We start from the raw sequence: 10,747 nt of genomic DNA on the forward strand, positions 1-10,747 counted from the left end.
AGATGTGGAGAAGAGACAGCCCACGGACCCCACGCCGACCGACCCGCCGTCCTCCTCGGACCCGGACCCTTCGACGCCCACGGACCCCACCCCGACCGACCCGTCGCCCTCCGACCCGTCGCCCTCGGACCCGTCCGGCCCTTCCGACCCCGCGCCTTCGGACCCCAGCGGCTCCACGCCTCCCGGCGGCACGGACACCCCGGACCCGGGCACGTCGTAAGCACAAAACGGCGCCCGCCCCCACTCAGGGGACGGGCGCCGGAAGCACCGGAAGCAGCCCGTCAGGCCGGATTCGCCGGATTCGCCGGGTCCGCCGGATGCGGCGCCAGCAGCGGCAGCTGCGACGCCAGCCGCTCCTCGCACAGCTCGACCAGCCGGTCGTACCCCGCCTTGCCCATCAGCTCGATCAGCTCCGCCCGGTACGAGACGTACACCGGCTCGCCCGCGCCGTGCGCCGAGGTCGCCGACGTGCACCACCAGTGCAGGTCGTGGCCGCCGGGGCCCCAGCCCCGCCGGTCGTACTCGCCGATCGACACCTGGAGCACCCGCGTGTCGTCGGGCCGGTCGATCCACTCGTACGTACGCCGGACCGGGAGCTGCCAGCAGACGTCCGGCTTGGTCTCCAGCGGTTCGCGGCCCTCCTTGAGGGCGAGGATGTGCAGCGAGCAGCCCATGCCGCCCTTGAAGCCCGGACGGTTCTGGAAGATGCACGACCCCTGGAACGGGCGGGTCTGCCGCTCGCCGTCCTCGTCCTCGGAAATCCACCCGTTGCGGGTGCCCTCCGCGTGGTGCTGCCAGATGTCCGGCGTGAGCCTCGCCACATGCTCGGCGACGCGCTTCTCGTCGTCCTCGTCCGAGAAGTGGGCACCCAGCGTGCAGCACCCGTCGTCCGCGCGGCCCGCCTGGATGCCCTGGCAGCCGCTGCCGAAGATGCAGTTCCACCGAGAGGTGAGCCATGTCAGATCGCAGCGGAAGACCTGCTCGTCGTCCGCCGGATCAGGAAATTCCACCCACGCGCGGGCGAAGTCGAGGCCCTGCTCGTCGTCGGCAGGCGCCGGCGGCGGCGTCTGCGGGACCGGCACCCGCGAAGGAGCGCCGGCCAGTCCGGCCCGCTTTTCCTTCCTGGCCTTTTTGTCCGTCTTCTCGTCCTTCGCCTTTTTCGTCTTTGGCACCCGTCCAGGGTAAGTCGCCGGGGACCCGCCCCGGCACCGTTCCCGCCCGTGAGAAACGGTCAACACGGCGCGCCGCCGGCAGTAGCGTTCCGTACATGAGACTCGGTGTCCTCGACGTGGGCTCGAACACGGTGCATCTGCTGGTGGTCGACGCCCACCCCGGCGCGCGGCCGCTGCCCGCGCACTCGCACAAGGCCGAACTGCGCCTCGCCCAGCTCCTCGACGACGACGGATCGATCGGCCCCGGCGGCATCGACCGGCTGGTGGCGGTCGTGCACGAGGCGCTCCAGGCCGCCGAGGACAAGGGCGTGGAGGAGCTGCTGCCGTTCGCGACGTCCGCGGTGCGCGACGCCCGCAACGCCGACGACGTCCTCGGCCGCGTCCGTGAGGAGACCGGCGTCGAACTCCAGGTGCTCAGCGGGGAGGAGGAGGCGAAGCTCACCTTCCTCGCCGCCCGCCGCTGGTTCGGCTGGTCCTCCGGGAAGCTGCTGGTCATCGACATCGGCGGCGGCTCGCTGGAGATCGCCTACGGCCTGGACGAGGAGCCCGACGCCGCGGTGTCGCTGCCGCTCGGCGCGGGCCGCCTCACCGCCGGCCGGCTGCCCGGCGACCCGCCCGAGGCCGAGGACGTCCGCGCGCTGCGCCGCCACGTCCGCACCGAGATAGCCCGCACGGTCGGCGAGTTCAGCCGCTTCGGCCCGCCGGACCACGTGGTGGCGACCTCCAAGACCTTCAAGCAGCTCGCCCGGCTCGCGGGCGCCCCGGGCTCCGCCGAGGGCCTGTACGTGCAGCGTGAGCTGAAGCGCGAGTCGCTGGAGGCGTGGGTGCCGCGGCTGGCCGGGATGACCACCGCCGAGCGCGCCGAACTGCCGGGCGTGTCGGAGGCCCGCGCGGGCCAGCTGCTCGCCGGCGCGATGGTCGCCGAGGGGGCGATGGACCTGTTCGGCGTGGAGCGCCTGGAGATCTGCCCGTGGGCGCTGCGGGAGGGCGTCATACTCCGCCGCCTCGACCACATGGGCCCGGCCTGACCCCCGCGGGGGCCGCCCCCGAAGGCGCCGTCGCCCGCTATGGCAAACACCACAACGGCGAAGCGGAACCCCGCACCGCCCCCACCCCACCCCGTAACCTGAGGCTCGTGGCAGAAGCAAGGGACGTAGTCCGCATCCCGGATGCGAAGGTCGCCCTGTCGACGGCCTCCGTCTACCCGGAGTCGACGGCGACGGCCTTCGAGATCGCCGCGCGCCTCGGGTACGACGGCGTCGAGGTGATGGTCTGGACGGATCCGGTCAGCCAGGACATCGAGGCGCTCCGCAGGCTCAGCGACTACCACCGCATCCCCGTCCTCGCCGTCCACGCGCCCTGTCTGCTGATCACGCAGCGCGTGTGGTCCACCGACCCCTGGACCAAGCTCCAGCGGGCCCGGGCCGCCGCCGAGAAGCTCGGCGCGTCGACGGTGGTCGTCCACCCGCCCTTCCGCTGGCAGCGGCAGTACGCCCGCGACTTCGTGGAGGGCATCTGGCGGATGGCGGACGAGACCGACGTGCGGTTCGCCGTGGAGAACATGTACCCCTGGCGCTACCGCGACCGCGAGATGCTGGCGTACGCCCCCGACTGGGACGTGACCAAGGAGGACTACCGCCACTTCACGATCGACCTGAGCCACGCCTCCACCTCCCGCACCGACACCCTGCGGATGGTCGAGCGCATGGGCGACCGTCTGGGGCACGTGCACCTGGCCGACGGCCGGGGTTCCGCCAAGGACGAGCACCTGGTGCCGGGCCGCGGCGACCAGCCGTGCGCGGAGGTGCTGGAGGGTCTGGCGGGGAGCGGCTTCGACGGTCATGTCGTGATCGAGGTCAACACCCGGCGCGCCATGTCCGGCGCCGAGCGGGAGGCCGACCTGGCGGAGGCCCTCGCCTTCACCCGCCTCCACCTCGCCTCGGCGTCCTCCCGTTCCTCCCTGTCGTCCCCCTCCTCCCTCCGGGTGCCGAGACGATGACCGGCGTCACCGCGAGCGACGGCCCGGCCGCCTCCGCGCAGGGCGCCCCCCGGCGCCGGGGCCGCCCCCCGCGCACGGAGTCCGCGGGCACCCGCGACCGCATTCTCGACGCGGCCCGCGAGCAGTTCTCCGCGCGCGGCTACGAGAAGACGTCCGTGCGGGGCATCGCCAAGGCCGCCGGGGTGGACTCCGCGCTCGTGCACCACTACTTCGGCACCAAGGAGCGGGTTTTCGAGGCCGCCGTGGAGGTCGCCTTCGGGCCGGTGCTCGACGAGCGGGACTCGGTGCTCGAAGGGCCGCTCGACGAGGTGGGCGAGCGGATGACCCGCATGATCGTCGGCCTGTGGGAGAACCCGGTCACGCGCGCCCCGCTGCTCGCGATCGTCCGCTCCGCCGTCAACAACGACGCCGCGGCCGCCGTGTTCCGCCGCCTCGTCGCCAGCCAGCTGCTGCGCCGGGTGGCCGGCCAGCTCGACCGGCCCGACGCGGAACTGCGGGCCGAGCTGGCCGCCGCCCAGCTCGTCGGCGTCGCGATGATCCGGTACGTGATCCGGGTGGAGCCGCTCGCCTCGGCCGACCCGGAGAACATCGTCCGGCGGGTCGCGCCCGTCGTGCAGGGCCATCTCACGGGCGGCTGACCGGCGTCCGGGGGCCGTGCGCACCGGTGCCGCACCGTGGCCGTGGGCCCGAGGGCGCCTGAGACACACGTCCCGTATTCCGGACACCTTGTCCCGCCCTCTGGATGACCGGCGTACGCTCGGTCCAGTCAGAACTCTCTGGCGGAGACTCCCCGAAGGTCTGAAGGAGCGAGCGACGATGCCCGAGCTGAGGTCCCGCACAGTCACCCACGGCCGCAACATGGCGGGCGCCCGCGCCCTTATGCGCGCCTCCGGTGTACCCGGTGCGGACATCGGCCGGAAGCCGATCGTCGCCGTCGCCAACAGCTTCACCGAGTTCGTCCCCGGTCACACGCACCTCGCCCCGGTCGGCCGGATCGTGAGCGAGGCGGTCACCGCGGCCGGCGGCATCCCGCGCGAGTTCAACACCATCGCCGTCGACGACGGCATCGCGATGGGCCACGGCGGCATGCTCTACTCGCTGCCCTCCCGCGACCTGATCGCGGACAGCGTGGAGTACATGGTCGAGGCACACTGCGCGGACGCCCTGATCTGCATCTCCAACTGCGACAAGATCACCCCGGGCATGCTCAACGCCGCGCTGCGCCTGAACATCCCGACCGTCTTCGTCTCCGGCGGCCCGATGGAGTCCGGCCGCGCCACCCTGGTCGACGGCACGGTGCGCACGCTCGACCTGGTCGACGCGATGTCGGAGGCGGTCAACGAGAAGGTCTCCGACGAGGACATCCTCCGCATCGAGGAGAACGCCTGCCCCACCTGCGGCTCCTGTTCCGGCATGTTCACCGCCAACTCGATGAACTGCCTCACCGAGGCGATCGGCCTCTCCCTCCCCGGCAACGGCTCGGTCCTGGCCACCCACACCGCCCGCAAGGACCTGTACGTCCGCGCGGCCCACACGGTCCTGGACCTCACCCGCCGCTACTACGAGCAGGACGACGACTCGGTCCTGCCCCGCAGCATCGCCACCCCCGCGGCCTTCGAGAACGCCATGGCGCTCGACATCGCGATGGGCGGCTCCACCAACACGATCCTGCACCTGCTGGCCGCCGCCCAGGAGGCGGAGGTGTCGTACGGTCTCACCGAGATGGACGCCCTGTCGCGCCGCGTCCCGTGCCTCGCCAAGGTCGCGCCGAACGTCGCCAAGGACCGCACGTACTACATGGAGGACGTGCACCGTGCGGGCGGCATCCCGGCCCTCCTCGGCGAGCTGCACCGCGGGGGTCTGCTCAACGAGGACGTGCACTCGGTCCACAGCCCGTCCCTGGCCGACTGGCTGAAGACCTGGGACATCCGCGGCGGCTCCCCGTCGCAGGAGGCCGTGGAGCTGTGGCACGCGGCCCCCGGCTGCGTCCGCTCCGCCGAGGCCTTCTCCCAGTCCGAGCGCTGGGACTCTCTGGACGAGGACGCCGAGGGCGGCTGCATCCGCTCCGTCGAGCACGCCTACTCCAAGGACGGCGGCCTCGCGGTGCTGCGCGGCAACCTCGCCGTGGACGGCTGCGTGGTCAAGACGGCCGGCGTCGACGAGTCCATCTGGACCTTCGAGGGCCCGGCGGTCGTCTGCGAGTCGCAGGAGGAGGCCGTGCAGAAGATCCTCACCCAGCAGGTCAAGGAGGGCGACGTCGTCGTCATCCGCTACGAGGGCCCCAAGGGCGGCCCCGGCATGCAGGAGATGCTCTACCCGACCTCGTACCTCAAGGGCCGCGGTCTCGGAAAGACCTGCGCCCTGGTCACCGACGGCCGTTTCTCCGGCGGCACCTCGGGCCTGTCCATCGGCCACGCCTCCCCGGAGGCGGCGGCCGGCGGCACCATCGCCCTGGTCGAGGACGGCGACCGCATCCGCATCGACATCCCGAACCGCTCGATCGAGCTGCTGGTCGACGACGCGGAGCTGGCCCGCCGCGAACAGGCCCTGAACGGCGTGTACGCCCCGAAGAACCGCGACCGCAAGGTCTCCGCGGCCCTGCGCGCCTACGCGGCGATGGCGACCAGCGCGGACAAGGGCGCGGTCCGCGACGTGAGCAAGCTGGGCTGAGGCCCCGCACCCCGCCCGGCACCCCGCCGTACGACCCCGTCGCCCGTCACCAGGCGGCGGGGTCGCCCGCGTCCACGGTGAAGACGGTGCCGTCGGGGGCGGAGGCGTGGACGTGTCCGTCGGCCACCACGGGCGCGGGCAGCGACGCGACGACCCGGTCGCCCTCCCCGAGCCGGGGCGCGGTCTGCCCGACCGGCCGCCCGCTCCTCGCGTCGAAGGCGAGCAGCCGCCCGTCGGGCGCGGACAGGAAGACGTGCCGTCCGTCGGACACGGGGGCGGAGGCGCGGGCCAGGCCGGTCTGGAGCGTCCAGAGGCGGGCGCGGCGGTCCATGTCGACCGCGACGAGCGCCCCGCCCGTGCCCACGAGGTGGACGACGTGCCCGTGAGCGCTGCCCTGGGCCTGTTCCAGCGGGACGCCGAGCGGAACCCGCCGGGAGACCCCGGTGTCCGGGTCGTGGGCGACGACGGCCGTGGTGTCGCCGTAGACACCCTCGGCGGAGAGCAGGAAGAGCTCCCCGCCTCTCGCGCCGACCGGCGTGAGCTGTCCGTCGAGCCGGCCGTCCCGGCGCACGTCCCCGTCGGCCGGGTCCAGCGCGGTCACGTCCGTGCTCTTCCCGTCCGCGGTGGGGCTCGTCACGTACACGAGGTCGTTGCCGGGGAAGGAGGCGACGTCGGTGAGGCCCTGACCGGGGAGGCGCCGGGTCCACGCCGTGTCGCCCGACGCGCCGTCCACGGCGGTGACCGTCCCGTCGGAACCGGCGAGCACCAGGGCGTCCGCCGTCGCCGTCACCGTCCGGTGCGCGGCTCCGGGTTCCTCCCACGCCGTCACCCCCGAGGCGGGGTCGAGCGCCACCAGCGGACCGCCCTGCCCGGGGTAGGGCTGGACGAGGCCGCCCGCCACCAGAGGCTTCTCGCCCCCGGTCGTCGCCGTCACGGCACGCTGCCACAGCAGCCGGCCGTCGGAGGGGCGGAGGGCGAAGGCCGTGCCGCCCTGGACGCAGACCAGCGTCCCGGCCCCGTGGGAACAGCGCGGGGTGCCCTCCGCGGGACCGGCGACCGCCCAGTCGCGGGACGTCTCCTCAGGCGCGGTGCCGGCGGCGGGAGCCGTGTCGCCGCCGCCGAACACCTGGAGCGCCATCAGCGCCAGCGCCGCCGCCAGGCCCACGGCGCCCACCGCCCCGTAGACCGTCCGCCGCCGCCCACGGCGCGGCTTCCCTCCAGCCGCCGGGTCCGCGTCGGCCGCCGATGCCCCGGCCCCCGGTTCCGCCGCCCCGCGCTCCCGCCTCGCCGGTTCCGCCGTCCGCTGCCCTGCCGGGCGGCTCGGCCCGGGCGTCTCGTCGGTGCGCTGGCTCGGTATGAAGACCCGGGTGTCGTACGACGCCGCCACCGCCCGCAGCCCCGCCATCAGCTCGTCCGGCGTGGGCCGCTCCTCGGGCTCCTTGGCCAGACACCGCCGCACCAGGCCGGACAGCTCGTCGGGGACGCCCGTCAGATCGGGCTCGTCGTGCACCACCTGGTACGCCACGACGTACGGGCTGTCCGAGTCGAACGGCCCGCGTCCCGTCGCCGCGTGCACCAGTACCGACCCCAGCGCGAAGATGTCCGCCGCCGGCCCCACCTCACGCGGCCGGCGGAACTGCTCGGGCGCCATGAACGGCGGTGTGCCGATCAACTTGCCGGTCTCGGTGCGCAGTTCGCTGTCCTTCGGCCGCGAGATGCCGAAGTCGATGACTTTAGGACCGTCCTCGGACAGCAGGACGTTGCTCGGCTTGAGGTCCCGGTGCACCACCCCGACCCGGTGGATGTCGCGCAGCGCCTCCGCCAGCCCGGCCATCAGCCGCCGCAGTTGGGAGGAGTCCAGCGGCCCGTTCCGTTTGACCTCGTCGGCGAGCGTCGGACCGGGGATGTAGAGGGTCGCCATCCAGGGCCGTTCCGCCTCGGGATCGGCATCGACGACGGACGCGGTGAACGCGCCGCTGACCCGCCGGGCAGCCGCCACCTCCTGCCGGAAACGGCCCCTGAACTCGGGGTCCTTGGCGTATTCGGCGTGCACGACCTTCACCGCGAGCTTGAGCCCCGAGGTGCTGCGCGCCAGGTGCACCACGCCCATCCCGCCCGATCCCAGGCGGCGTTCGAGACGATAGTGGCCGGCGAAATCAGGACGTTCCGCTTCCGCACCCGTCCCGGCGTCCTGCTGCGGCGCCATGGGACCACCCCCGTGCTGTTCCTCCGCGCGCGACGCTCGGAGCCTAATCGATGTCTCGTTCGGGACCGAGGAGGCTTGCTAGCCTCCGTGTTCGAGTCGCACACGCGTGTTTCACGCCACGGCTCGGGGGAATCAACGCGATCCCAGAGACACCTGGGGTTTCACACGGGGGAGGTTCGCATGTCTGTCGACTCTGTCGCGGAGAACGAGTCCGGGGACGTCTCGGACGGCGCCACGGAGACGCTCGCCGCGTCCGCCACGCGCTACTACGACGTCGCGCCGGGCGTCCGCCTGAACGTCCGCAGCGGCCCCGGCACCGGCTACCCGGTCGTCCGGATCCTGCCCGAGGGCGCCAAGGTCCCGATCTTCTGCCAGACCCCGGGCACGCGCGTGACCGGCCCGTACGGCACGTCGAGCATCTGGGACAACATCGCCAACGGCGAGTTCGTCTCGGACACGTACGTCTACACCGGCAGCGACGGCTACTTCCGCCCGCGCTGCTCCTTCTGACCCACCCCGGGGGCCCGGCCCGTCCGGGCCCCCGCGCGATAATCGAACCGTGAGCGACGCACACGGCACCCCGGACCGCACCCCGGCCACCCCCTCCGGCCCTCAGCCGGAACCCCTCCGTTTCTTCGGGACGACCTGGGTCGACCACTCCCGCGGCTACGCCGCCCGCCGGCTCGGTGTCGCCGTCGGCTCGCTGGCGGTCGCGGCCGCCGCCTGCTTCGTGCTGCGCTTCGCCTACCAGGGGCTCCAGATCGCCGCCGTCGGCAGCTTCGTCTCGCTGCTGGTTGTCGTGATGTTCGCGGTGTGCAGCGCGCTCGCCTTCGGGCACACCTGGTCGTCCTTCTCCACCCGCCCCGACCCCGACCGCCAGTCCTCCCTGCGCGGACTGCTGACCATCGGGTTCATCGGGTCGCTCCTCGCCTACTTCTTCCGCTCCCTCACCGAGGCCCCCGGCGAGAAGCTGCACCGCGCCGAGTATGAGACGGCCCGCGAGGAGTACGACCGGCGCGTCACCCGCCGCTCCGGCAACCCCGCGCGCAAACGCCGCCGCGACGCCTGACGCGACGGCCCCGGAGCCCGGCGGCTCCCAACCTGGCGGCTCCCGACCCGGCGGCTTCCGCCCCCCCATCGGCTCTCCGAGAAACTCACGCCCGCCCGACCGTCCCGCGGCGAGCATGGCCGTATGACGACATCGAGGGACGACCAGGTCACCCACGCCGCCCGGGCCCACTCCTTCAACGCGGTCGCCGCCCAGTACGCGGACCACCGCCCCACCTATCCGCCCGCCCTGTTCGACGCGATCGAGGAACTCACCGGCCGCCCGCTCGCGGGGTCCCAGGCGGTGGACGTCGGGGCCGGCACCGGCATGGCCACCGCCCGCCTCCTCGAACGCGGCGCGCACGTCGTCGCCGTCGAGCCCGGCGAGGGCATGGCGGCGGAGTTCCGCCACCGCCTCCCCGGCAGCCCGGTCGTCCGCGGCGACGGCAACGCCCTCCCCCTCGCCGACCGCACCGCCGACCTGATCACCTACGCCCAGTCCTGGCACTGGACCGACCCCGCCCGCTCCGTCCCGGAGGCGCTACGGGTCCTGCGGCCCGGCGGCGCCCTCGCGCTGTGGTGGAACACCAGCGCCCTCGACGTGCCGTGGATCGCCGAGGCGACCGCCCGCGCCGGCCGCCACTTCGGTCAGGACTTCTCCCGCGCGCGACCGGGCTTCGATCCCTCCGTCGCCGATCCCTCCGGCCGCCTGGACCTCCGCCGCCACACGGTCCGCTGGAGCCGCCACGTCCCCGTCGACACCCACCTGGCCAACATCGGCAGCCACTCGCTCTTCCTCGTCCAGAGCTCTCACCGCACCGCCGCCTACCTCGCCGAGGAGCGGCGCCACGTCCTCGAGGTGTTCCCGGACGGGGTCGTCGAGGAAACCTACGACGTCGTCCTCCTCCTCGCCTCCGCACCGCGGGCCGCTTGACGCGTCCGCGCCGCCGGGAGCAGTATTCATCGCATGATGAATTACTCCTCCCGGCCCCCGGAGGAACCGGCCGTGCACGCCCAGGACCTCACCGTCGTCCGGGGCTCCCGCACCGTGCTGCGCGGCCTCGGCTTCACCGTCCCGCGCGGCCGCATCACCGGCCTCCTCGGCCCCTCCGGCTGCGGCAAGTCCACGCTGATGCGCGCCGTCGTCGGCACCCAGGCCAAGGTCACCGGCACCCTCGACGTCCTCGGCCGCCCCGCGGGCCACCCCTCCCTGCGCACCCGCATCGGCTACGTCACCCAGGCCCCGTCCGTCTACGACGACCTGACCGTCCACCAGAATCTCGACTACTTCGCCGCGATCCTCGCCCCGGGCCGCACGGCCGCCGACCGCCGCCAGGACGTGGACCGCGTCCTCGCCGACGTCGACCTCACCAGCCACGCCGACTCCCTCGCCGGAGCGCTCTCCGGCGGCCAGCGCAGCCGCGTCTCCCTCGCCGTCGCCCTCCTCGGCACCCCCGACCTGCTGGTCCTCGACGAACCCACCGTCGGCCTGGACCCCGTGCTCCGCCGCGACCTGTGGCAGCTCTTCCACCGCCTCGCCGAGGAGCGCGGCGCCACCCTCCTCGTCTCCTCCCACGTGATGGACGAGGCCGAGCGCTGCCACCAACTGCTCCTCATGCGCGCCGGCGAGGTCCTCGCCGGCGCGCATGAGGA

11 protein-coding genes are annotated in these 10,747 nt (G+C 73.4%); 9 read left to right on the top strand and 2 right to left on the bottom strand.

Annotated features, from left to right (window positions below; all coding sequences use genetic code 11):
• Positions 1 to 220 (top strand): hypothetical protein (locus CCN29_RS19495; protein ID WP_442538415.1); only part of this gene is annotated, 220 nt, incomplete at its 5' end.
• A gap of 61 nt (positions 221 to 281) precedes the next feature.
• Here the strand turns inward: CCN29_RS19495 and CCN29_RS19500 are convergent.
• The gene (locus CCN29_RS19500; protein ID WP_086683397.1) at positions 282 to 1,172 is read right to left on the bottom strand and encodes a DUF3109 family protein; all 891 of its coding nucleotides are present in this window, start codon (positions 1,170 to 1,172) and stop codon (positions 282 to 284) included.
• Positions 1,173 to 1,267: 95 nt separating this feature from the next.
• On the opposite strand from CCN29_RS19500, the gene CCN29_RS19505 reads away from it, so the two are divergent.
• The 4 genes from CCN29_RS19505 (at position 1,268) to ilvD (ending at position 5,841) form a co-directional block, all read left to right on the top strand.
• Positions 1,268 to 2,200, top strand: a complete 933-nt coding sequence (locus tag CCN29_RS19505; protein ID WP_086683400.1) for a Ppx/GppA family phosphatase — start codon at positions 1,268 to 1,270, stop codon at positions 2,198 to 2,200.
• Positions 2,201 to 2,307: 107 nt separating this feature from the next.
• Complete coding sequence (locus tag CCN29_RS19510; protein ID WP_031062653.1) at positions 2,308 to 3,171, top strand: sugar phosphate isomerase/epimerase family protein; 864 nt, start codon at positions 2,308 to 2,310, stop codon at positions 3,169 to 3,171.
• The gene (locus CCN29_RS19515) at positions 3,168 to 3,809 is read left to right on the top strand and encodes a TetR/AcrR family transcriptional regulator (RefSeq protein ID WP_086683403.1); all 642 of its coding nucleotides are present in this window, start codon (positions 3,168 to 3,170) and stop codon (positions 3,807 to 3,809) included. The genes CCN29_RS19510 and CCN29_RS19515 overlap by 4 nt, the downstream gene beginning before the upstream one ends.
• Positions 3,810 to 3,987: 178 nt before the next feature.
• Positions 3,988 to 5,841 (top strand): dihydroxy-acid dehydratase, encoded by a 1,854-nt coding sequence (gene ilvD / locus CCN29_RS19520; protein ID WP_006129583.1) that lies wholly within the window; start codon positions 3,988 to 3,990, stop codon positions 5,839 to 5,841.
• 46 nt (positions 5,842 to 5,887) lie between these two features.
• Here the strand turns inward: ilvD and CCN29_RS19525 are convergent, their stop codons facing one another.
• Positions 5,888 to 8,047, bottom strand: a complete 2,160-nt coding sequence (locus CCN29_RS19525) for a protein kinase domain-containing protein (protein WP_086683406.1) — start codon at positions 8,045 to 8,047, stop codon at positions 5,888 to 5,890.
• Between the two features lie 180 nt (positions 8,048 to 8,227).
• Between CCN29_RS19525 and CCN29_RS19530 the strand changes: the two genes are divergently transcribed.
• The 4 genes from CCN29_RS19530 to CCN29_RS19545 form a co-directional block, all read left to right on the top strand.
• Positions 8,228 to 8,557 (top strand): SH3 domain-containing protein, encoded by a 330-nt coding sequence (locus tag CCN29_RS19530; RefSeq protein WP_006129581.1) that lies wholly within the window; start codon positions 8,228 to 8,230, stop codon positions 8,555 to 8,557.
• Between the two features lie 49 nt (positions 8,558 to 8,606).
• A complete protein-coding gene (locus CCN29_RS19535) occupies positions 8,607 to 9,116 on the top strand; it encodes a hypothetical protein (RefSeq protein WP_006129580.1) in 510 nt (169 codons plus the stop codon).
• A gap of 123 nt (positions 9,117 to 9,239) precedes the next feature.
• Positions 9,240 to 10,028, top strand: a complete 789-nt coding sequence (locus CCN29_RS19540; RefSeq protein ID WP_006129579.1) for a class I SAM-dependent methyltransferase — start codon at positions 9,240 to 9,242, stop codon at positions 10,026 to 10,028.
• Between the two features lie 33 nt (positions 10,029 to 10,061).
• A partial coding sequence (locus CCN29_RS19545; RefSeq protein WP_086683409.1) for an ABC transporter ATP-binding protein occupies positions 10,062 to 10,747 on the top strand: 686 nt, incomplete at its 3' end.

It is taken from the genome of Streptomyces pseudogriseolus, assembly GCA_002154585.1.
Classification (GTDB): domain Bacteria; phylum Actinomycetota; class Actinomycetes; order Streptomycetales; family Streptomycetaceae; genus Streptomyces; species Streptomyces pseudogriseolus.